The sequence below is a fragment of the Ruegeria sp. CRTD044 genome (assembly GCF_059613485.1).
Genome location: NZ_JBXWSP010000004.1, coordinates 395,934 through 415,842, shown reverse-complemented (window position 1 = coordinate 415,842; position 19,909 = coordinate 395,934). Strand labels below are relative to the sequence as shown.

Annotated in this window: 24 protein-coding genes; 17 read left to right on the top strand and 7 right to left on the bottom strand. The window is 61.2% G+C overall.

Features of this window, described 5'->3' with window-relative positions:
• Nucleotides 1-48: 48 nt before the first annotated feature.
• The 3 genes from AC2FNL_RS05000 to nthA are packed head-to-tail and all read right to left on the bottom strand — an operon-like array spanning nt 49 to nt 1,660.
• Complete coding sequence (locus AC2FNL_RS05000; protein ID WP_496832717.1) at nt 49-375, bottom strand: nitrile hydratase accessory protein; 327 nt, start codon at nt 373-375, stop codon at nt 49-51.
• The gene (gene nthB / locus AC2FNL_RS04995) at nt 372-1,049 is read right to left on the bottom strand and encodes a nitrile hydratase subunit beta (protein WP_496832716.1); all 678 of its coding nucleotides are present in this window, start codon (nt 1,047-1,049) and stop codon (nt 372-374) included. The genes AC2FNL_RS05000 and nthB overlap by 4 nt, the downstream gene beginning before the upstream one ends.
• On the bottom strand, nt 1,046-1,660 hold the full coding sequence (gene nthA / locus AC2FNL_RS04990; protein WP_496832715.1) for a nitrile hydratase subunit alpha: 615 nt from the start codon (nt 1,658-1,660) through the stop codon (nt 1,046-1,048). Before nthA ends, nthB begins: the two co-directional genes overlap by 4 nt.
• Before the next feature lie 150 nt (nt 1,661-1,810).
• Here nthA and secG point away from each other — a divergent pair, with 150 nt between their 5' ends.
• The 10 genes from secG to AC2FNL_RS04940 all read left to right on the top strand — a co-directional run bounded on the left by secG (nt 1,811) and on the right by AC2FNL_RS04940 (nt 9,508).
• Nucleotides 1,811-2,176: a preprotein translocase subunit SecG gene (gene secG / locus AC2FNL_RS04985; RefSeq protein ID WP_496832714.1), complete on the top strand. Its 366-nt coding sequence runs from the start codon at nt 1,811-1,813 to the stop codon at nt 2,174-2,176.
• A gap of 160 nt (nt 2,177-2,336) precedes the next feature.
• Complete coding sequence (pyrG, locus tag AC2FNL_RS04980) at nt 2,337-3,980, top strand: CTP synthase (RefSeq protein ID WP_093963011.1); 1,644 nt, start codon at nt 2,337-2,339, stop codon at nt 3,978-3,980.
• Between the two features lie 80 nt (nt 3,981-4,060).
• Complete coding sequence (locus AC2FNL_RS04975) at nt 4,061-4,354, top strand: DUF1330 domain-containing protein (protein ID WP_170363112.1); 294 nt, start codon at nt 4,061-4,063, stop codon at nt 4,352-4,354.
• Nucleotides 4,355-4,393: 39 nt separating this feature from the next.
• A complete protein-coding gene (locus AC2FNL_RS04970) occupies nt 4,394-4,843 on the top strand; it encodes a tellurite resistance TerB family protein (RefSeq protein WP_093963012.1) in 450 nt (149 codons plus the stop codon).
• A gap of 20 nt (nt 4,844-4,863) precedes the next feature.
• On the top strand, nt 4,864-5,301 hold the full coding sequence (locus AC2FNL_RS04965; protein ID WP_093962539.1) for a tellurite resistance TerB family protein: 438 nt from the start codon (nt 4,864-4,866) through the stop codon (nt 5,299-5,301).
• 5 nt (nt 5,302-5,306) lie between these two features.
• On the top strand, nt 5,307-6,050 hold the full coding sequence (locus tag AC2FNL_RS04960; RefSeq protein ID WP_496832937.1) for a phosphate/phosphite/phosphonate ABC transporter substrate-binding protein: 744 nt from the start codon (nt 5,307-5,309) through the stop codon (nt 6,048-6,050).
• A 128-nt stretch (nt 6,051-6,178) separates the two neighbouring features.
• A complete protein-coding gene (locus tag AC2FNL_RS04955) occupies nt 6,179-6,955 on the top strand; it encodes an ABC transporter ATP-binding protein (protein ID WP_093962540.1) in 777 nt (258 codons plus the stop codon).
• A 32-nt stretch (nt 6,956-6,987) separates the two neighbouring features.
• On the top strand, nt 6,988-7,737 hold the full coding sequence (locus AC2FNL_RS04950) for a transporter substrate-binding domain-containing protein (protein ID WP_093962541.1): 750 nt from the start codon (nt 6,988-6,990) through the stop codon (nt 7,735-7,737).
• 80 nt (nt 7,738-7,817) lie between these two features.
• On the top strand, nt 7,818-8,705 hold the full coding sequence (locus AC2FNL_RS04945) for an ABC transporter permease (protein WP_170370745.1): 888 nt from the start codon (nt 7,818-7,820) through the stop codon (nt 8,703-8,705).
• Nucleotides 8,702-9,508 carry an ABC transporter permease gene (locus AC2FNL_RS04940; RefSeq protein WP_496832713.1) on the top strand — a complete coding sequence of 269 codons (807 nt, stop codon included), beginning with the start codon at nt 8,702-8,704 and terminating at the stop codon, nt 9,506-9,508. The genes AC2FNL_RS04945 and AC2FNL_RS04940 overlap by 4 nt, the downstream gene beginning before the upstream one ends.
• Before the next feature lie 11 nt (nt 9,509-9,519).
• On the opposite strand, the gene AC2FNL_RS04935 is transcribed toward AC2FNL_RS04940, so the two are convergent.
• Nucleotides 9,520-9,909, bottom strand: a complete 390-nt coding sequence (locus AC2FNL_RS04935; RefSeq protein ID WP_093962544.1) for a MerR family transcriptional regulator — start codon at nt 9,907-9,909, stop codon at nt 9,520-9,522.
• 98 nt (nt 9,910-10,007) lie between these two features.
• Between AC2FNL_RS04935 and AC2FNL_RS04930 the strand changes: the two genes are divergently transcribed.
• The 7 genes from AC2FNL_RS04930 (at nt 10,008) to AC2FNL_RS04900 (ending at nt 16,684) form a co-directional block, all read left to right on the top strand.
• Nucleotides 10,008-10,331, top strand: coding sequence for a hypothetical protein (locus tag AC2FNL_RS04930; RefSeq protein WP_093962545.1), 324 nt, complete (start codon nt 10,008-10,010; stop codon nt 10,329-10,331).
• A 4-nt stretch (nt 10,332-10,335) separates the two neighbouring features.
• Nucleotides 10,336-10,554 (top strand): GDCCVxC domain-containing (seleno)protein, encoded by a 219-nt coding sequence (locus AC2FNL_RS04925; protein WP_093962546.1) that lies wholly within the window; start codon nt 10,336-10,338, stop codon nt 10,552-10,554.
• A gap of 70 nt (nt 10,555-10,624) precedes the next feature.
• On the top strand, nt 10,625-11,944 hold the full coding sequence (locus AC2FNL_RS04920) for a glutamine synthetase family protein (RefSeq protein ID WP_496832712.1): 1,320 nt from the start codon (nt 10,625-10,627) through the stop codon (nt 11,942-11,944).
• 58 nt (nt 11,945-12,002) lie between these two features.
• Nucleotides 12,003-12,683 carry a type 1 glutamine amidotransferase gene (locus tag AC2FNL_RS04915; RefSeq protein WP_496832711.1) on the top strand — a complete coding sequence of 227 codons (681 nt, stop codon included), beginning with the start codon at nt 12,003-12,005 and terminating at the stop codon, nt 12,681-12,683.
• Entirely contained in the window at nt 12,683-14,041 is a 1,359-nt protein-coding gene (locus tag AC2FNL_RS04910; protein WP_005982147.1) for a glutamine synthetase family protein, read from the top strand. Before AC2FNL_RS04915 ends, AC2FNL_RS04910 begins: the two co-directional genes overlap by 1 nt.
• Nucleotides 14,042-14,053: 12 nt before the next feature.
• Nucleotides 14,054-15,358: an NAD(P)/FAD-dependent oxidoreductase gene (locus AC2FNL_RS04905; protein WP_496832710.1), complete on the top strand. Its 1,305-nt coding sequence runs from the start codon at nt 14,054-14,056 to the stop codon at nt 15,356-15,358.
• Between the two features lie 111 nt (nt 15,359-15,469).
• Nucleotides 15,470-16,684: a DegT/DnrJ/EryC1/StrS family aminotransferase gene (locus AC2FNL_RS04900; protein WP_496832709.1), complete on the top strand. Its 1,215-nt coding sequence runs from the start codon at nt 15,470-15,472 to the stop codon at nt 16,682-16,684.
• Nucleotides 16,685-16,732: 48 nt separating this feature from the next.
• On the opposite strand, the gene phaR is transcribed toward AC2FNL_RS04900, so the two are convergent.
• The 3 genes from phaR to AC2FNL_RS04885 all read right to left on the bottom strand — a co-directional run bounded on the left by phaR (nt 16,733) and on the right by AC2FNL_RS04885 (nt 19,802).
• A complete protein-coding gene (gene phaR, locus AC2FNL_RS04895) occupies nt 16,733-17,287 on the bottom strand; it encodes a polyhydroxyalkanoate synthesis repressor PhaR (protein ID WP_170337829.1) in 555 nt (184 codons plus the stop codon).
• A gap of 136 nt (nt 17,288-17,423) precedes the next feature.
• Nucleotides 17,424-17,870, bottom strand: a complete 447-nt coding sequence (locus AC2FNL_RS04890; RefSeq protein WP_005982142.1) for a phasin family protein — start codon at nt 17,868-17,870, stop codon at nt 17,424-17,426.
• A gap of 129 nt (nt 17,871-17,999) precedes the next feature.
• On the bottom strand, nt 18,000-19,802 hold the full coding sequence (locus AC2FNL_RS04885; protein WP_496832708.1) for a PHA/PHB synthase family protein: 1,803 nt from the start codon (nt 19,800-19,802) through the stop codon (nt 18,000-18,002).
• Nucleotides 19,803-19,909 lie beyond the last annotated feature (107 nt).

The window sequence follows — 19,909 nt, the reverse complement described above, 5'->3', positions numbered from 1 at the left end:
TGCCGGGATACCCCCCGGAACGGGCAGCACCTTGAAAGCCAACTTGCGCTACAGGCGTACCGGCATTCCGTGAGGCGTCTTTAGATACGCCTCCTCCCAAGCTGCGCGCATTTCGTGGACTTCTTCGGGCAATGCCGTTTCCTGCTCTGCCAAAACCGACTCGAGCGTTTCGAGCCAGGCCATGAAATAGTCATCGCCCCCGTCCAGGTCGCGGTTCAGCCCGTGGCGCCGCAACGTCTCGGAGAACCGGGCGGCCCAATCGGTCCAGGAAATCCGACCGGCTTCGTTCAACGCCACCGTCACCGCAAACACCTGAGCGTGCCAGGGGTTCTCAAAAACCGGACTTGGGGCATTGTGATCGGGACAGATGCTCATGCGGTTTCCAGATAGCTTTGCCAGAGATCCAGAATCACCTCGTCATCCGGGTGTTCGGGATCGGCCCACAGTTCTGACGCGGGAAAAGCAACGGCATAAAGCGGCTCGGGCGCTTCACCCAGGCCATGCGCGCTGGCGTCCGGCAAGACATGTGTGCCGTGAAACCGCAAAATTCGTCCGGTCGCGCCCGCTCCGTAAGCGGGCAGCCGCGTGTGTCCCCCGTCAACAAGACGATTGGCAGAAGGGCGCAGCGTGCGAACGGTCTGGCCGACCTCAAAAGCGACAGGGGTATTCGACGGGCGATCGGCCGGTCCGCCTTTGGCCAGAACTCTGGCCACCGCATCTGCCGGCAGTTTTCGCGGAGCAAGCGGATGTGGCTCGTCAACGCCCTGCCCGCGCAGATCCTCGATCCGCAGAACTCCGGTCTCGACCAAAAGGTCGGCCAGGGCCGAAATCCATTTCTCGTAATAGCTGAACCGGGCATAGTCCTTGGGGGACAGCCTTTCCCGCGCATGGCGCGACGTGTCGATGTTCCATTGGCCCAACGCGCCCGCAGCCAGTGTCACGGCAAGGGCCCGCGCGTGCCAGTCTTCGGCAAAAACCGGCGCGTCTTCAGGCTCGGGGCGCACCGGCCCGTCGCCGAACCGCCCGCCCATGTCGTGGACACGGGTCATGCTGGCACCTTCGGCAAACCCGTACCGATCATACTGTCGCGCGTGACCAGCGCGGCGAGGTCCCCTTCGCTCAGATCGTCAGTGCCTTCCGGGCGCATGGGCAAAACCAGATACCGTATTTCGGCGGTCGAATCCCAGACACGAACCGCTGTACCTTCGGGCAGTTCAACTCCGAACTCAGCCAGGACGCGGCGCGGCTCGCGCACGGCACGGGCGCGGTAAGCGTCAGATTTGTACCAGCCCGGGGGGATGCCCAACAGCGGCCATGGGTAACAGCTGCACAAGGTGCAAACGACCATGTTGTGCGTCTGGGGAGTATTCTCGACCACGACCATATGTTCGCCCTGCCGGCCATAAAACCCCATCTCAGAGAGCACAGGCGTGGCATCGTCCAGCAGGGCGCGTTTGAACTCCGGGTCAGACCAGGCTTTGGCGACAACCTTCGCACCGTTCTGCGGACCGATCCGGTTCTGATAGGTGTCGATGATCTCGTCCAGAGCGGCCGGGTCGATCAATCCCTTGCGGGTCAGGATCGTCTCAAGCGCTTTGACGCGCAAAGCGGGGTCCGGGGGCAGCAACGCGTGCGGGTGGTCGTGATAGTCATGTGGCATGGCCGCAGCCTGAGCCAGGCACCGCCGTGTGTCCAGCCCCATTTGGCCTGTTCGGCACAATCCCCGGCGGTGATGGCAACTCGTGGCTTGCCCCCGGCCTCAAACTTGCTTAAGTACCCGGCGATACACGCCACGCCGCACAGGAACACCATGGAAAACGTCGTTCTCATCATCCACCTTCTTTTGGCTTTGGGCCTGATCGCCGTTGTTCTGCTGCAGCGGTCCGAAGGCGGTGGCCTGGGCATGGGTGGCGGCGGCGGTGGCGCCATTGCAGGACGTTCGGCAACGACGGCACTGGCGAAGGTGACTTGGATCCTTGCAGCCTGCTTCATCGTTACCTCGATCACGCTGACGATTCTTGCCGCAGAAAAATCGGCTGGAAGCTCGGTCATCGATCGGCTTGGCGTTCCGGCTCAGGACGCGACCGAAGAGAGCACACCTGCTGTTCCCTCGGCCGAGGACCTGCTGCCGCCGCCGCAGGGCGACAACGCGCCGCTGATCCCACAGGCCGACTGATCCACAAAACCTAGAAATCAGAAAGAGAACCACAACAGCATCTTGCGGTTCTCTTGCGCTTTTTGCGCGAATCCTTTATACGTGAAGTCCCGTGATGCTGCGGTTTTTTCGAACCGCCGGGCAGTTGATGTTGACGTCTCACGGGGGCAGCCGAAGAAACATGGCGCGATTTATTTTCATCACTGGTGGTGTTGTTTCATCCTTGGGCAAAGGGCTGGCGTCCGCTGCTCTGGGTTCGCTTCTGCAGGCTCGGGGATACTCGGTTCGGCTGCGCAAGCTGGATCCCTACCTGAATGTCGATCCTGGCACGATGTCGCCGTTCGAACACGGTGAAGTCTTCGTCACCGACGACGGGGCCGAGACCGACTTGGACCTGGGACACTACGAACGCTTCACGGGTGTTGCCGCACGAAAGACCGACTCGGTCAGTTCGGGGCGGATCTATTCGAACGTTCTGGAAAAGGAACGCCGCGGCGACTATCTGGGCAAGACCATTCAGGTGATCCCGCACGTAACCAACGAGATCAAGGACTTCATCGCCATCGGCGAGGATGAGGTCGATTTCATGCTGTGCGAGATCGGCGGCACCGTGGGCGACATCGAAGGCCTGCCCTTCTTTGAAGCCATTCGCCAGTTCAGCCAGGACAAGCCGCGCGGCCAGTGCATTTTCATGCACCTGACCTTGCTGCCTTACATCAAGGCCTCTGGCGAGCTGAAGACCAAGCCCACCCAGCACTCGGTCAAGGAACTGCGCTCGATCGGCTTGGCACCCGACATCCTGGTCTGCCGTTCCGAAGGACCGATCCCGCAGAAAGAGCGCGAAAAGCTGGCCCTGTTCTGCAACGTGCGCCCCGACGCGGTAATCGCCGCGCAGGATCTGTCGACCATTTACGACGCGCCGCTGGCCTATCACCGCGAAGGTCTCGATCAGGCTGTGCTCGACGCATTCCAGATCAGCCCGGCGCCCAAGCCCGACCTGTCGAAGTGGGAAGACGTCAGCGACCGCATCCACAACGCCGAGGGCGAAGTGAAGGTCGCGATCGTCGGAAAGTACACCCAGCTGGAAGACGCCTATAAGTCCATCGCCGAGGCGCTGACCCATGGCGGCATGGCCAATCGCGTCCGGGTCAAGGTTGAGTGGGTCGATGCCGAGATCTTCGACACCGAAGACCCCGGCCCGCATCTGGAAGGGTTCCACGCCATCCTCGTTCCCGGCGGTTTTGGAGAGCGCGGCACCGAAGGCAAGATCAAGGCCGCGCAATATGCCCGCGAACACAAGGTGCCGTATCTGGGCATCTGTCTGGGCATGCAGATGGCAGTGATCGAAGCCGCGCGCAACGTGGCCGGCATCTCCGGCGCGGGGTCCGAGGAATTCGACCACGAGGCCGGCAAAAAACGCTTTGAACCGGTAGTCTATCACCTCAAGGAATGGGTTCAGGGCAACGCCAAGATCGAACGCAAGGTTGGTGACGACAAGGGCGGCACCATGCGTCTGGGTGCCTACAACGCGGTTCTGACCGAAGGCTCGAAAGTGGCCGAGGTCTATGGCAGCACCCAGATCGAAGAACGGCACCGCCACCGCTATGAGGTGGACACCAAGTATCGCGAACAGCTTGAGAAAGCAGGCCTGAATTTCTCGGGTATGTCACCCGATGGACGCCTGCCCGAGATCGTCGAATGGTCAGACCACCCGTGGTTCATCGGTGTGCAGTACCACCCGGAACTGAAATCCAAACCTTTCGATCCGCACCCGTTGTTCCGCGACTTCGTGCGCGCGGCCAAGGACACGTCACGTCTGGTCTGAGGCGGACTGTACGGCTTGGTCTTGCTTTGCAAAGCGTTCCGGTTCAGTTTGAGCCGGAACGGGCAGAAGGAGCAGACCGCGTGAGCAAAGGATATTGGGTGGCCCATGTCGATGTAGACGACATGGAGACCTACAAGACCTACATCGCTGCCAATGGCGAAGCTTTTGCCGAATACGGTGCCCGATTTCTGGTGCGCGGTGGAGATCGGCAGGTGAGGGAAGGCGCGGCGCGGGCGCGAACCGTCGTTATCGAATTTCCCAGCTACGAGGCCGCCCTAGCCTGCTATGAAAGCGATTTGTACCAAAAGGCTAAAGCCTTGCGCGATCCTGTTTCATCCGGTGATTTGGTGATCATCGAAGGGTATGACGCCTAGCACGGACACGGTGACAGAAATACGGATTCCCCAATGCCACTGCTAAAGAACTTCCTGCAGGCTTTGCGCCCTCCTCAGCAGACCACGCTGCCGGACCCTGATGCGGAACTGGCGCTTGGCGCCTTGCTGGTGCGTGTCGCGCAGGCCGACCGCGACTACAAGATCGAGGAAATCAGCCTGATCGACCGCATCCTGGCACGGCTCTATCAGCACAACGCGATCGAGGCCGCCAAGGTCCGCGCCACCTGCGAGAAGCTGCACGCCGCAGCCCCCGACACGGATACCTTCGGCAAACTGATCCGCGAAACGACGGATTTGCATGAACGTCTGGCCGCGATGGAGGCCCTTTGGGAGGTTGTGCTGGCCGACGGCAATTCGGACGAGGGCGAGATCAAGATCGTCGAAGAAGCGCGTATCGCCATGGGCCTCAGCTACAATGACAGCCAGGCCGCGCGCGAACGGGTGCAAAGCCGCTTGGACGCGGACTGAGTGGCCGCTATATCTAGGCCATGTTCAACGCCTTTCTGTCCCGGCTGACCCAGCCGCAGCCCGACCCACTGACCGATGACGACGCCCGGCTGGCCTTGGCCGCTCTGCTGGTTCGCCTTGCCCGGTCCGACGATGACTATGCCGATACCGAGATGTCGCGCATCGACAAGGTTCTGGCCGAGCGCTATGGCCTTTCGCCGTTCGAGGCCGCAGGGCTGCGTGCCCAGGCCGAAGACCTCGAGGCCGAGGCCCCTGATACCGTCCGCTTTACCCGGGCTATCAAGGATGCGGTGCCGTACGACCATCGCCTTGGCGTGGTTCAGGCGCTGTGGTCGGTGGCGCTGGCCGACGGTCAGCGCTCGCAGGACGAGGACTCGCTGCTGCGACTGGTCGTCAGCCTTCTGGGCGTCAGCGACGTGGATTCAGCCCTAGCCCGGCAGAAGGCCGCCAAATCGTGACGGCGATGCTGGGCATGTACGACTTGCCCGCTTTGCAACCTGCCAACGATCGCTTTTGGAGTTTGATTCGCGCACATTTGGGCGAAGGTCCGAACCATTTGAACCGCGATCGTGATTTCTGGGACATCTGGCAGGATCCGAGCCTGGTCTTTGCCCAGACCTGCGGTATGCCTTATCGCACGCGCCTGCACGGCAAGGTGCACCTGGTTGGCACTCCAGATTATGACCTGCCGGGCTGTCCGCCGGGACACTACTGCTCGGTTTTCGTGGCCCGCGCCGATGACGCGCGCGATCTGCCTGAACTGGCGCTGGGCATTTTTGCCTATAACGAGGCGCTGTCCCAATCGGGCTGGGCCGCGCCGGTCACGCATCTGTCCGAACTGGGCCTTACGCCGTTACGCCTGCTGGAAACCGGCGGACACGCTCTGTCGGCGCATGCGGTGGCCGACGGCCACGCCGATTTCGCATCGTTGGACGCACTTACATGGGTGCTGCTGCAAGAGCATACCGATCTGGGCCAGCGCCTGCGCCCGGTGGAAAGCACGCGCCCAACCCCGGCGTTGCCCTACATCACTGCGATCGCGCGCGATCCGTCCCCGGTCGCCGCCGCGGTTCGCGCCGCGATCTCAGACCTTTCCCCGGCTGATCGCGCAGCGCTGCACATCCGCGGGTTGATCGACATTGCCGCCGATCTCTACCTGGCCGTTCCCAACCCGCCATCGCCTGCGGCGTTGCTGCCCGAAAGCTGACCAATTTGACCACTGACCGTGGCCGAATCGGAGGTTTCAGGACTTGAACTTGTCATTTGCGCATTGCATTGCTCTTGTTTTTCGGCCCTAGTACCGCACCAATGCAATCAACAAGACCAGGACGACCCGTGACAGACAGCACTCCCGTCATCGAGATCAAGAACCTGCACAAAAGCTTTGGCAATCTCGAAGTCCTCAAAGGAGTGGACATCACCGCCCATCGCGGCGACGTGGTGTCGCTGATCGGATCATCCGGGTCGGGCAAATCCACCCTGCTGCGCTGCTGCAACCTGCTGGAAGACAGCCAGGAGGGCGAAATCTTGTTCAAGGGCGAGCCGGTGCGCTGGACCGGAACTCGCGATCACCGCCGCCCCGCCGATCCAAAGCAGGTGCTGCGCATCCGTACCAACCTGTCGATGGTGTTCCAGCAGTTTAACCTTTGGGCCCACATGACCATCTTGCAGAACGTGATGGAGGCCCCGATTACCGTGCTGGGCCGTGACCGGCACGAGGTCGAGGACAGCGCTCGCAAATACCTGGACAAGGTTGGCATCGGCGACAAATGCGACGCCTATCCGGCACAGTTGTCGGGCGGCCAGCAACAGCGCGCCGCGATCGCGCGCGGCCTGTGCATGGAGCCCGAGGCGCTGCTGTTCGACGAGCCGACCTCGGCGCTCGATCCCGAGCTGGAACAGGAAGTGATCAAGGTGATCAAGGATCTGGCCGCCGAAGGCCGCACCATGATCATCGTCACGCACGACATGCAGATGGCGGCCGACATCTCAAGCCACGTGGTGTTTCTGCACCAGGGCCTGATTGAAGAAGAAGGCTCGCCCGAAGATATTTTCACTGCTGCCGAATCCGAAAGGCTTCGGGGCTTTCTCTCCGCCACAAAGGCGGCGTAAAATCAGGACAGAACCAAACAGGGGAGTTACCAATGAAAAACCTGATTCTGACCACTGCAGCGCTGGCGCTTGGCGCTGGTATGGCCATGGCCGACACGGTCCGCATGGGCACCGAGGGCGCCTATCCTCCGTACAACTTCATCAACGACGCCGGCGAGATCGACGGCTTCGAGCGTGAGGTCGGCGACGAGCTGTGCAAACGCGCCCAGCTGGAATGCGAATGGGTCAAGAACGACTGGGATTCGATCATTCCGAACCTGGTCTCGGGCAACTACGACACCATCATCGCGGGCATGTCGATCACGGCCGAGCGTGATGAGGTCATCGACTTCACCCAGGACTACTATCCGCCGACCGCTTCGGCCTATGTCGCAACCTCGGCTGATGCTGACGTGACCGGCGGCGTCGTCGCCGCACAGACCGCCACCATCCAGGCTGGCCACGTGGCCGAGTCGGGCGCAACTCTGGTTGAATTCGCAACGCCCGAGGAAACCATCGCCGCCGTGCGCAACGGTGAGGCTGATGCCGTTCTGGCCGACCGCGACTACCTGGTGCCGCTGGTCGAGGAATCGAATGGCGAACTGGTCTTTGTCGGCGATCCGGTCCCGCTGGGCGGTGGCGTCGGCATGGGCCTGCGCGAAAGCGATGCCGAACTGCGCGGCAAGTTCGATGCCGCCATCACCTCGATGAAAGAGGACGGCACCCTGAACGAGATGCTGAAAAAGTGGTTTGGTGAAGACACCGCCACCTACGCACCTGACGGCTCGGTCGTCACCAACTAAGCATCCGGTCCTGCGGTTCGGCGCCACGCGCGCCGAACCCATCCCGGCCCGCGCCGGACCCGACGTTCGAAAGACGCCCCATGTTTTCCTACTGCGCTGATCCCGACACGCTCGGCACGTTCCGCTGGTTTTCATGCTATCTGACCAACGGCGTGCACTGGTCGTTCTACCTGTCGTTCATCAAGGTTCTGGCCTTGCTGGCGGTGACGGCCCCGGTGGCGTTGGCCTTCGGCTTTGCGGGGGCGATGGCGGCGCGATCGCATATCCCGCCGCTGGGCTGGCTGGGCAAGGCCTATATCGCCATCGTGCGCGGTGTGCCCGACATTGCGTTTTTCCTGTTCTTCGTGATCGCCTTGGACCAGGGGTTCGAGTGGATGCGGCATCAGGTGCTGTGTCCCGACTGGACCGATCCGATCCGCCAGGGCAACGACTTCCTCGTCTGCCCCGCCGCCAAGCTGCCGCTGGGCACCGCACCGGAATGGGTGCACGAAACCTACGGCTTTTTCCTGGCGGTCATCACTTTCTCGATCGTGTTCGGCGCCTTCGCCGCCAACGTGCTGTTCGGCGGTATGCGCGCCGTGCCGCTGGCGCAGCTTGAAACCGCCGAGGCCTATGGCATGACCCGCCGCCAGACCTTCTGGCGCATTCTCGTGCCGCAGATGTGGGTCTATGCCCTGCCGGGCCTGTCGAACCTGTGGATGGTGCTGATCAAGGCCACGCCCCTGCTGTTCCTGCTGGGGGTCGAAGACATCGTCTATTGGGCGCGCGAGCTGGGCGGCACCAAGACCTCGAAATTCACCGCCTATCCGCATGGCGACTGGCGCATGTGGTACTTCCTGTTCCTGCTGATTTTCTACCTTGGCATGACCCGCGTTTCCGAGATCGGCCTCGAACGGCTGATGCGCCGCCTGTCGCATGGCCAGGCCACATCGGGTGGAGAGTTGCTGCGCAAGGAGACCACCGCATGAGCTGCCTGCAGACCATCCACGACTACGGCCTGCGCTCGATCGGGTTTGGCGAGCGCCTGCTGCCGCGCAGCGATTTCACCCTGTGCGAACAGTTCACCCTGATCGGTTCAGGGATGATCTGGAACATCTATTTCGGCGTGATGGCTCTGGCCACCGGGTTCTTCCTGGCCACGGCCGTGGCCCTGGGCAAGGCGTCCAGCCGCAAGTGGCTGCGCAAACCGTCCGAGTGGTTCATCTTCATCTTCCGCGGCTCACCACTGTTCATCCAGTTCTTCTTTGCGTACTTCCTGTTCCTGTCGCTCAAGAAGACCTACCCGATGTTCGACGCCTTCACCTCGGCCTGGCTGGGGGCGCTGATCGTGCTGTTCCTGAACACCGCCGCCTATTCGGGCGAGATCTTCTATGGCGCGCTGCGGTCGATCCCCAAGGGAGATATCGAGGCCGCCGATGCCTATGGCATGTCCGGCTGGTCCCGCTTCCGCCGGATCGTGTGGCCCACCATGCTGCGGTTGGCCTGGCCCGCCTACACGAACGAGGCGATTTTCCTGTTCCATGCCACCACGCTGGTCTTCTTCTCGGCCTTCCCGGCCTGGCAACAACGCGGGGACGCGCTGTACTATGCCAGCTATTTCGCCGACAAGACGTTCAACCCGTTCGTCCCCTACCCGATCCTGGCGTTCTATTTCATCCTGCTGACGCTGGTGATCGTGGGCGTGTTCGGCCTGATCAACAAGCGGCTGAACCGGCACCTGCCGGTGGGGCGCAAGGCCAAGATGCGGTTCCGCCTGAACCTGGCGCGCTGAGGCGCCGGGGCTCAGGCCATCCGCAACCGGCCCAGCATCGGGCAGTCCACCGACCCTTCGGCGCAATTTGCCGTCAGCTCGCCCAGGGCGGCCTCTAGCCGTTGCAGCTCGGCAATCTTGCGGCGGACGCTCTCCATGTGACGTTGGGCCAATGCGCTGACCTCGGCACAATCGGCCGCGCAGCCCTCGGACAGGTCCAGCAGGGCCTTTGCATCGCCCAGTGAAAACCCCAGGTCACGGCAGCGTTTCAGAAACCGCAACCGTCCCACATCCTGCGCGGAATACAGCCGCCGATTGTTGGCCGCCCGCGCCGGGCGCGGCACGATGCCTTCGCGCTCGTAATACCGGATGGCCTCGATCCCTACGCCGCTTTGACGGGCCGCTTCGCCGATCGCAATCATGTGACCTCGTTTCGCTTGATCCTGTAGTGGCTACAGGATTTATACCTCTGCCCACACGCTGCGGCAATGCCGCGGCCCCTGGATGACGGAGGAACAAAATGCGCGGATTTCTCGGCCTCAGCTTTGCCGGATCCCTGTCGGCCCTGGGTGTGGGCGCATGCTGCGTGCTGCCGATGACGATGATGTTGCTGGGTCTTGGCGGCAGTTGGCTGGCCGTCTTTGGCCAGATCGCGGCGCTCAGCTACTATGTTCTGGCGGCTTCGACGGCACTGGTCGCGGTGGCGTGGCTCGTGGCCTTTCGGCGCAATGCCGTGCGCCATCTGAAATGGGTTCTGGCGGCCAGCACCGCGATGACCGCCCTCGCCTGGGTCTTCGTGTACAACGAGGCCCGCATCAACGAATTTCTGATCCAGCAGATGTGAGACCATGACAGACACGACCGTAACGCTTGAAAGCATCCTGACCTGCCCCGCCTGCGGCCACGCCCAGACCGAGACCATGCCCACCGACGCCTGCCAATGGTTCTATGAATGCAGTGCCTGCCACACAGTACTGAAACCAAAGCCGGGCGATTGCTGTGTCTATTGCTCGTACGGAACCGTGGCCTGCCCGCCCATTCAGCAGGGGAACAGCTGCTGCGGATAATTTGATCAAATATCGTGACAACACCCAAAAGCTCGACTAGGTTTGCCGCGACATACCGACGGAGCCCCAGATGGACCTTGCCGCCCTGCACACTTTTCGCGTCGCCGCCTGTGATCTGAACGGCCAGATGCGCGGCAAACGCGTGCCCCCATCTTACGCCGACAAGCTGGACAGCGGCGCGGTGCGCATGCCGTTTTCGGCGCTGAACGTCGATCTGTGGGGCGCCGATATCGAGGGCAGCCCACTGGTGTTCGAAACCGGCGACGCCGATGGAGTGCTGCGCCCGACCGAGCGCGGCCCGGTGTCGATGCCCTGGCTGACCACACCCACGGCGCTGGTGCCGATGTGCCTGTACGACGATCACGGCACACCCTTTGCCGGCGATCCCCGCCATGCGCTGGCCGCGGTCCTGTCACGCTATGCCAAGCGCGGATGGAAAGTTGTTGCCGCGACCGAACTAGAATTCACCCTACTTGATTCCTCGGACGCGCAACCAAAGCCCCCGCATAACCCGGTTACCGGTCGTCGGCTGCGCGGCGAGGCGGTGTTGTCGATGGCCGAAATGGACGCCTTCGACGCCTTCTTCACCGAGCTCTATGACGGGTGCGCCGAAATGGGGATTCCCGCCCAGACGGCAATTTCCGAAAGCGGCATCGGCCAGTTCGAGATCAACCTGAACCATCAGGACGCCATGCGCTGCGCCGATGATACGTGGCTTTTCAAGGCATTGACCCGTGGGCTGGCCCGCAAGCACGGCTTTACCGCAACCTTCATGGCCAAACCCTATGCTGATGATGCGGGGAACGGGATGCATGTGCATTTCTCGGTGCTGGATGGCCAGGGCCGCAACGTCTTTGACAATGGCGGGCGTGAAGGGACCGAAATCCTGCGCTCTGCCGTCGCCGGCTGTCTGACCGCCATGCCCGGCAGCACCCTGATCTTTGCTCCGCATGGCAATTCGTACACGCGGCTCGTACCCGGAGCCCATGCCCCCACAGGCGCGGCCTGGGCCTATGAAAACCGGACCGCCGCAATCCGCATTCCGGGCGGTGCGCCCGCCGCCCGCCGGATCGAGCACCGTGTGGCCGGCGGCGACATCAACCCCTATCTGATGCTGGCCGCGGTTCTGGGCGCGGCTCTGATCGGCATCGAGGACGGCCTGCAGCCCCCCGCCCCGATCACCGGCAACGCCTACGAGATCGAAGGGCTTCCGCAATTGGCGGGGGACTGGGATTCGGCCATTTCGGCGTTCGAGACGGACCCGATCATCGCGCGTATCTTCTCTGGGGATCTGATCCGCAACATGGTGATGACCAAAAGGCAGGAATCCGCACGCTTTGCCGACATGGACCCCGACAGTCACTGGCTGAGCTATCTGGAGTCCGTATGATCCTCTTGCCCGTGGATCGAGACTCGGGTAGATTGAATTTGATCAAATTTGGTGACTCATGAAAATCGGCATACTGCAGACCGGCCACGCGCCCGAACCGCTGGAACGATCGTTCGGCGACTACGACCTGATGTTTCAACAGCTTCTGGACGGCAACGATTTCGAGTTCGTGACCTATGCGGTGGTGGATGATGTGTTCCCCGACAGCGCAAGCGACTGCGATGGATGGGTGATTACCGGCTCGCGGCATGGCGCCTACGAAGATCATCCGTGGATCCCCAAGCTTGAGCAACTGATCCGCGAGATCCAAGCGGCACGGAAACCGTTGATCGGGGTCTGTTTCGGCCACCAGATCATCGCTCAGGCGTTGGGCGGCAAGGTTGAAAAGTTCGACAAGGGTTGGGCGATCGGACGCACGGAGTATGACTATGACGGGCGCAAGGTGTCGTTGAACGCGTGGCACCAGGATCAGGTGACGGCCTTGCCCGACAGCGCCCAGCTATTGGGTAGCAACGCGTTCTGCAAGAACGCGATGGTTGCCTACGGGGACACGATCTGGACGGTGCAGGCACATCCCGAATATTCCAACGATTTCATTCAGGGCCTCATGGAGACACGCGGTAAAGGCGTGGTGCCCGACGCCCTGATGGACGACGCAAAAACCCGATGGAACGCTCCGGATGACAACGCCAATATCGGGCGTTTCATGGCAGAGTTCCTGAAGAAAGAGAGGGCCTGATGGCCGACTGGACAGACCAACTTCCACAAGCAGCACGGGATTACATCGAAGGGCACCGGCTGGACGAGGTCGAGTGCATCATCTCGGACCTGCCGGGGATTGCCCGCGGCAAGGCGGTTCCGGCATCGAAATTCGCCAAGCAGGCCTATTTCCATCTACCCGACAGCATCTTCTACCAAACCATCACTGGTGACTGGGGTGAGGCCGCGGGCGAGGATGGGTTCATCGAACGCGATATGATCCTCAAGCCCGATTTCAGCACGGCCTCGGCGGCACCGTGGACCGGTGACTGGACCCTTCAGGTGATCCATGACGCCTACGACCGGGACGGTGATCCGATTCCGTTCAGCCCGCGCAACGTGCTGAAACGCGTGGTCCAGCTGTACAAGGACAAAGGGTGGAAACCGGTTGTCGCGCCCGAGATGGAGTTCTTTCTGGTCGCCCGCAACGTGGACCCCGCCAAGGGGATCGAGCCGATGATGGGCCGCTCGGGCCGTCCGGCGGCGGCCCGGCAGGCCTATTCCATGACCGCCGTGGATGAATTCGGCCCGGTTATCGACGACATCTATGATTTCGCTGAGGCGCAAGGGTTCGAGATCGACGGCATCACCCAGGAGGGCGGCGCCGGTCAGCTTGAGATCAACCTGCGCCATGGCGATCCGGTCAAGCTGGCTGACGAGGTGTTCTATTTCAAACGCCTGATCCGCGAGGCCGCGCTGCGTCACAACTGCTTTGCCACCTTCATGGCCAAACCGATCGAGGACGAGCCGGGATCGGCCATGCACATCCATCACTCGATCATCGACATGGAGACGGGCAAGAACCTGTTCTCGGGGCCTCAGGGCGGCGAGACGGACGCGTTCTACAACTTCATCGCCGGTCTGCAGCTGCACCTGCCCGCCGGGCTGGCAGTGATGGCGCCGTACGTCAACTCGTACCGGCGCTACGTCAAGGACCATGCCGCCCCGATCAACCTGGAATGGGCGCGCGACAACCGTACCACGGGGATCCGGGTGCCGCTGTCGGGTCCCGACAGCCGCCGTGTGGAAAACCGCATCGCCGGGATGGATTGCAACCCCTATCTGGGCATCGCCGTGTCGCTGGCCTGCGGCTATCTTGGTCTGGTCAATCAGGACCGGCCGCGCCGTCAGTTCTATGGCGACGCTTACGAAGGTGACGGCGACATCCCGCAGGTCATGGGCAACGCGCTGGATCTGTTCGACGAGGCCGACGCCTTGCATCAGGTTCTGGGCCCCGAGTTCGCCCGCGTCTACAGCATCGTCAAACGCGCCGAGTACGAGGAATTCCTGCAGGTGATTTCGCCGTGGGAGCGTGAACACCTGCTGCTGAACGTCTGAGCCATGTGCGCCATGAACCTGCTGTACAGCAATGACAAACGCGGCACCTACCCGCCCAGCTGGTATGCCACCACCGCGCACCCGCGAACCCCGACCAAGCCTTTGCGCGGCGATGTCACCGCCGACATTTGCGTCGTGGGTGGAGGGTACACGGGTCTTTCCACCGCGCTGCATCTGGCCGAGGCCGGGTTCAGCGTGGTCCTGCTTGAGGCGCACCGCGTGGGTTTCGGCGCCTCGGGGCGCAATGGCGGGCAACTGGGCAGCGCGCAGCGCATTGATCAGGAAGACCTGGAAAAGCTGGTCGGGCGCGACGACGCGGCCAAGCTGTGGGATCTGGCCGAAGACGCCAAAGCACTGGTCAAATCCCTGATCGAACGCCACGGCATCGATTGCGACCTGAAACCGGGCATCGCCACGCTGGGCTTCAACGACGGCGAACGCGCCGAATTGCATGCCCACGCCAAGCACCTGAAAACCGCCTACGGCTATGACCAGCTCGAGCTGCTGGATGCCGAAGCCGGGCGCGCGCTTTGCCCCTCGCCGGCCTATGCAGGCGGCTATCTGGACATGGGCGCGGCCCATCTGCACCCGTTGAACTATGCGCTTGGCCTGGCCGAGGCCGCCTTGGCCGCCGGCCTGACGCTGCACGAAAACACCGAGGTTCTGGGCGTCGAGGAAGGCCCACGCGTCACCGTTCGCACTGAACATGGTTCGGTCACGGCCGACCATCTGGTTCTGGCCTGCAATGGCTATCTGGGCAACCTGAACCGCAAGGTCGCGGCGCGGGTCATGCCGATCAACAATTTCATCGCCGCGACCGAGCCGCTGGGCGCCGAGGCCGCAAAGGTTCTGACGCAGGACGTGGCGGTTGCCGACACGAAATTCGTGGTGAACTATTTCCGCCTCAGCGCCGATGGGCGGCTGTTGTTCGGCGGTGGCGAGAGCTATGGCTATCGTTTTCCGTCCGACATCGCCACCAAGGTCCGCAAACCGATGACCGAGATCTTTCCGCATCTGCGCGACGTGCGGATCGGCTATGCCTGGGGCGGCACGCTGGCCATCACCATGCGGCGAATGCCCTACCTGACACGCCTGGCGCCGAACATCCTGTCGGCCTCGGGCTATTCCGGGCATGGGGTCGGCACTGCAACCCATGCCGGACAGTTGATGGCGCTGGCCATCCAGGGTCAGGCCGAAGGGTTCGACACGATGGCCCGCGTGCCCACTCTGCCCTTTCCTGGAGGCTCAGCCCTGCGCAACCCTCTGCTGGTGTTGGCAATGACATGGTATGCCATGCGTGATCGGCTGGGCCTTTGACCCGAGACTTGTGACAGTTCGGTGAAATTTCGCCCAACAGGCGAATGAAGACTTGGTTTGCTCAGCTTTTCATTTTATCTTTTCCAAACATAGAATTTGGGATTATCAAATATGACGCTGCCACCCAACGTCCATGACGCCGAACCCATCCCTACCGCCGCCAAAGACGCGATCGAGTCCCTGATGCAATCCGGGGACCTGTTCCGCTATACCGCGCCGCAGGACGCGCCGGTTGCTTTGCTTGAGGCAGAGTTCGCCGAGTTGCTGGGCAGCAAATACGCTCTGGCGGTGTCGTCCTGTTCGGCGGCTCTGTTCCTGTCGCTCAAGGCGCTGGGGCTGCCGCGGGACGCGCGGGTGCTGATCCCGGGCTTTACTTTTGCGGCGGTGCCTTCGTCGGTGGTGCATGCCGACTGCGTTCCGGTCCTGTGTGAGGTGGGCGACAATTACCGCATCGACATTGACGATTTCGCGACCAAGCTCGACGGCGTTCAGGCGGTGATCATCAGCCACATGCGCGGCCATACCTCGGACATGGATGCGATCATGGCGCTGTGCGACGCGCACGACATCCCGGTGATCGAGGACGCGGCCCATTCGCTGGGCACCACCTGGCATGGCCGCAACATCGGCACCATCGGCATGGTGGGCTGTTTCTCGTTCCAGTCCTACAAGATGATCAACGCGGGTGAAGGGGGCATCCTTGTCACCGACGACCCCGACCTGGTCGCCCGCGCTGTGATCATGTCGGGCGCCTACGAGCACAACTGGAAGAAACACAAAGGCCCGCACGGCCAGAATACACCTGATCTGGAGCAAGCTTTTGCGCGATGGCAGAACAAGCTGCCGCTTTACAATCTGCGTATGAGCAACCTCAGCGCTGCGGTGATCCGCCCCCAACTGCCTGAACTGGCGCGGCGGGTGCGCGACGGGCTGGCCAACCACGATTATGTCGCGCAGCGCCTGAACAGCTCACCGCACATCCACGTACCCGACCCGCTGACACCGGAACGACGTGCGCCGGACTCGATCCAGTTCAACCTGGTCGATCTAAACAAAGACCAGATCAAGGCATTTGCCGCGGCCTCCGAGGGCCGTGGCGTCAAGGTGCAGGTCTTTGGTCTGAGCGAGGACAACGCCCGCGCCTTCTGGAACTGGCAGTTTCTGCCAGAGCAGGTCGAGCTGCCTCGAACGCGCGCAATGCTGATGTCGGCCTGTGACGTGCGCCTGCCGGTGCGCCTGACCCGCGCGGAACTGGATGTAATCGCTGACATCATCCTGGCCTCGGTCGGCGAGGTTACCGCGCCCGAAGTGGCCTTCGGCACCTGACCCCAACACAAGAAAGAAAAGGCCCGGGTTGTCCGGGCCTGTCTGGTATCAGCTGAGCTTGGAAAGCTTCTGCTGCAACTCGGCCAGTTGTTTCTTGATGTCGTCCAGGTCTTCTTTGGATTCGGACTTGCCTTCTTCGTCCTTGTCCGGCCCGGACCAATTGCCCGACAGCCCGCCTGTCATGGCCTTCAGGAACGCCTGCTGCTGCGCCTGCATTGCTTCGAACCCGGGCATGCTGCTCATGGGGTTCATCGCACTCATGTTTTCCATCATCTTGGCCTGGCTTTCGCGCAGCATCTCAAAGCTGGATTGCAGGAATTGCGGCATCATGCCCCCGCCCGGCACCATGTAGCTGCGCACAAGGTCATTCAGCACGTTCACAGGCAGAACGTTTTCGCCTCGGCTTTCATGTTCGGCAATGATTTGAAGCAGATACTGTCGTGTCAGGTCGTCGCCGGTTTTCAGGTCGATAATCTGAACCTCGCGCCCGTCGCGGATGAACCCAGCGATGTCCTCGAGCGTGACGTAGTCGCTGGTCTCGGTGTTATACAGCCGACGGCTGGCATACCGCTTGATCAGCAGAGGTTTATCTTTGTCCGACACCGTTTACCCTCCCCAAGGATGATGCGTTGCAGCAGAGGTTATGCGACTGCAGAACAAAAAGAAAGGGCAGGCCAATGGACCTGCCCTTAGCGATTGCACCAATTTGGGAGGGATGGGTGCGTTTCGCGGATCTTGCTTACTTGGCAGCCGTTGCTTTCTTGGCAGCAGCGGTCACTTCGTTGGTGGCTTTCTTGACGGCCGCGGTGGTTTCTTCCGCAGCTTCTTTGCCAGCAGCCATCAGCAGTTCGACGGTTTCCGACTGAACTTTCTTGGCGATTTCAGCGAAAGCAGCCATGTTTTCGGCAGCAACTTCAGCCGAAGCGCTTGCGAAATCGGTCATCGCCTTCGCATAGTCGGCCGGCTCGGCTTTTGCTTTCGACATCTCGGCCAGCTTGGCCAGCGTGTCCTTGGTCCACTTGCTCGAGATCTCGGCCGACTTCTCGGCGGCTTCCAGCGCAACGCCGGACAGTTTCTCGTTCAGGGTCGCGGTCGATTTGAACGCGTTTTCCATTGCGGTGGTGTCCACCGGGAACGCACCCATCATTTCTTTCAGGGTCGCGGTGAAGTCTTGGGTCTTTGCCATTGTCCTAATCCTTTCAGCCGGTCCGGGCCCACCCCGGGTTTCATCAGCTTGAGGACAATATGATTGCTGCGGCGCAGCATTTCAAGTTTTTTTTGCTGCGCCGCAGAATTCTTTAGTTTCAATTTGAAATCAAGACTTTGGTTTGGCGACTACATAGGTTCCCGGCGCCGGAGCCAACGGTGGATGGCTCGAATCACCCGGTTCGCGCGCCGGAACCTGCTTGCCAGACCGCTTTTTCAACCAGGCTTCCCAGCGGGGCCACCAGGAGCCTTCGTGGAAGCTTGCCTCTTTCATCCAGGTGTCGGCATCCGCCTTGAGATCGGTGTTGGTATAGTGACCGTATTTCTTTTTGCTGGGCGGATTGACGATGCCTGCAATATGCCCCGATTCCGAAACGATGAAGGTTTTGCTGCGTGATCCCATTTTCTGCACGCCGCGATAGCAGTCTTTCCAAGCGGCGATATGGTCCGTCTCGCAAGTGATCGACATCAACGGCACATCCACGTCGCGGACATGCAGCTTGTGGCCCATCAATTCGAACCCGTCCGAAGCGAACTCGTTGCGCTGACACAAGCCACGTAGATACTGCACAGCCATTTTCGCGGGCAGGTTCGCGCCGTCCCCGTTCCAGTACAAAAGGTCAAAGGCGGGTGGCGTCTCGCCCAGCATATAGCTGCGGATCGCCGGTCCATAAACCAGGTCGCGAGACCGAAGGAACGACATCGTGCGCGCCATGATCCAGGACCGCAGCACACCCTCCTTGTTCACCTCTTCCTCGATCCCGTCGATGAAATCATTCTGCAGGAACGGGGTAAACTCGCCCTGATCCGAAAAATCGGTCAGCGCCGTGAAGAACGTGGCGGATTTGATTGACTTGTCACCGCGCTGTTTCAAAAGAGACAGAGTGAGGCTCAAGGTCGTGCCGGCAATACAATACCCGACCGCATTGACCTGTTTGACCTTGCAGATCTTCTTGGCCTCTTCGACCGCCGCCAGGAATCCGTCCTGAACGTAGTCTTCCATTCCCGTTTCGGCATAGCTGTCATCCGGATTGACCCAGCTGACGACGAACAAGGTATATCCCTGATCGGTGATCCACTTGATCAGACTGTTCTGTGCCTTCAGATCCAGAATGTAGAACTTGTTGATCCAGGGCGGGAACAGAACGACGGGGGTTTCATACACCGTCTCAGTCGCAGGACTGTACTGGATCAGTTCCATCATCCGATTTCGGTAGACGACTTCGCCGGGCGTTGTGGCCAGGTTGCCGCCCACCTTGAAGGCGTTTTCGTCCGCAAGCTTGACGATCAGCTCGCCATCATTCGCTTCGAGATCGGCAACAAGATTCTCCAGCCCCTGGATCAGCGACTGGCCATCGGTTTCGATCGCCTTCTGCAGAGCGTCGGGGTTGGTCGGCAAGAAATTCGTCGGCGACATCATGTCGACAATCTGCTGCGAGAAGTATTTCAGCCGCCGCTTGTCCTTGGCGTCCAAGTCCTCGACCGACTCCACTGCGTTCGCGATGGCTTCGGCATTGGTCAGGTATTGCTGTCGGACGAGACGGAAATAGGGGTTCGTGTCCCACAGCGGGTTCGAGAAGCGTTTGTCCTTGGTCGGAGCCTCTTCCGCTTCGCCTTCGCCCGCCAGCAGGGCCTGCTGCGCCGCAGCAAAATTCAAGACGGACTTGCCCCAGTATTCCAGCTGTTGTTCCAACAACTTGGCCGGGTTCTGCAGGGCCTCAGCCCAATAAGCTGTTGCTGCTTTTGCAAAAAGTTCCTGATTCGGGCCGTCCAGCGCGGGAGTATGAGCTTTTTTCGACGCCATCACCTCGATCAGCCGCTTGGACAGATCTTCGACTTTCAGCATATTTTCCTTAAGGCGTTCAACGTGTTCGTCGCTTAAGTCGGGCATGTGGCCTTCACTTGTTGTCATTTTAACAAATCCCCCCTAACCTCGCTGCTGTGCAGAATATCGTCGTGGGCACCGGGGGGCAAAGCGACGAATGGTCCGAACTCTCAGGCTGACATTTAGGAGGCCAT

Coding starts and splice junctions, on each gene's coding strand:
- AC2FNL_RS05000 (WP_496832717.1), bottom strand. CDS start 375: ATGAGCATCTGTCCCGATCACAATGCCCCAAGTCCGGTTTTTGAGAAC.
- nthB (WP_496832716.1), bottom strand. CDS start 1,049: ATGACCCGTGTCCACGACATGGGCGGGCGGTTCGGCGACGGGCCGGTG.
- nthA (WP_496832715.1), bottom strand. CDS start 1,660: ATGCCACATGACTATCACGACCACCCGCACGCGTTGCTGCCCCCGGAC.
- secG (WP_496832714.1), top strand. CDS start 1,811: ATGGAAAACGTCGTTCTCATCATCCACCTTCTTTTGGCTTTGGGCCTG.
- pyrG (WP_093963011.1), top strand. CDS start 2,337: ATGGCGCGATTTATTTTCATCACTGGTGGTGTTGTTTCATCCTTGGGC.
- AC2FNL_RS04965 (WP_093962539.1), top strand. CDS start 4,864: ATGTTCAACGCCTTTCTGTCCCGGCTGACCCAGCCGCAGCCCGACCCA.
- AC2FNL_RS04960 (WP_496832937.1), top strand. CDS start 5,307: ATGCTGGGCATGTACGACTTGCCCGCTTTGCAACCTGCCAACGATCGC.
- AC2FNL_RS04950 (WP_093962541.1), top strand. CDS start 6,988: ATGAAAAACCTGATTCTGACCACTGCAGCGCTGGCGCTTGGCGCTGGT.
- AC2FNL_RS04945 (WP_170370745.1), top strand. CDS start 7,818: ATGTTTTCCTACTGCGCTGATCCCGACACGCTCGGCACGTTCCGCTGG.
- AC2FNL_RS04940 (WP_496832713.1), top strand. CDS start 8,702: ATGAGCTGCCTGCAGACCATCCACGACTACGGCCTGCGCTCGATCGGG.
- AC2FNL_RS04935 (WP_093962544.1), bottom strand. CDS start 9,909: ATGATTGCGATCGGCGAAGCGGCCCGTCAAAGCGGCGTAGGGATCGAG.
- AC2FNL_RS04930 (WP_093962545.1), top strand. CDS start 10,008: ATGCGCGGATTTCTCGGCCTCAGCTTTGCCGGATCCCTGTCGGCCCTG.
- AC2FNL_RS04925 (WP_093962546.1), top strand. CDS start 10,336: ATGACAGACACGACCGTAACGCTTGAAAGCATCCTGACCTGCCCCGCC.
- AC2FNL_RS04920 (WP_496832712.1), top strand. CDS start 10,625: ATGGACCTTGCCGCCCTGCACACTTTTCGCGTCGCCGCCTGTGATCTG.
- AC2FNL_RS04915 (WP_496832711.1), top strand. CDS start 12,003: ATGAAAATCGGCATACTGCAGACCGGCCACGCGCCCGAACCGCTGGAA.
- AC2FNL_RS04910 (WP_005982147.1), top strand. CDS start 12,683: ATGGCCGACTGGACAGACCAACTTCCACAAGCAGCACGGGATTACATC.
- AC2FNL_RS04905 (WP_496832710.1), top strand. CDS start 14,054: ATGAACCTGCTGTACAGCAATGACAAACGCGGCACCTACCCGCCCAGC.
- AC2FNL_RS04900 (WP_496832709.1), top strand. CDS start 15,470: ATGACGCTGCCACCCAACGTCCATGACGCCGAACCCATCCCTACCGCC.
- AC2FNL_RS04890 (WP_005982142.1), bottom strand. CDS start 17,870: ATGGCAAAGACCCAAGACTTCACCGCGACCCTGAAAGAAATGATGGGT.
- AC2FNL_RS04885 (WP_496832708.1), bottom strand. CDS start 19,802: ATGACAACAAGTGAAGGCCACATGCCCGACTTAAGCGACGAACACGTT.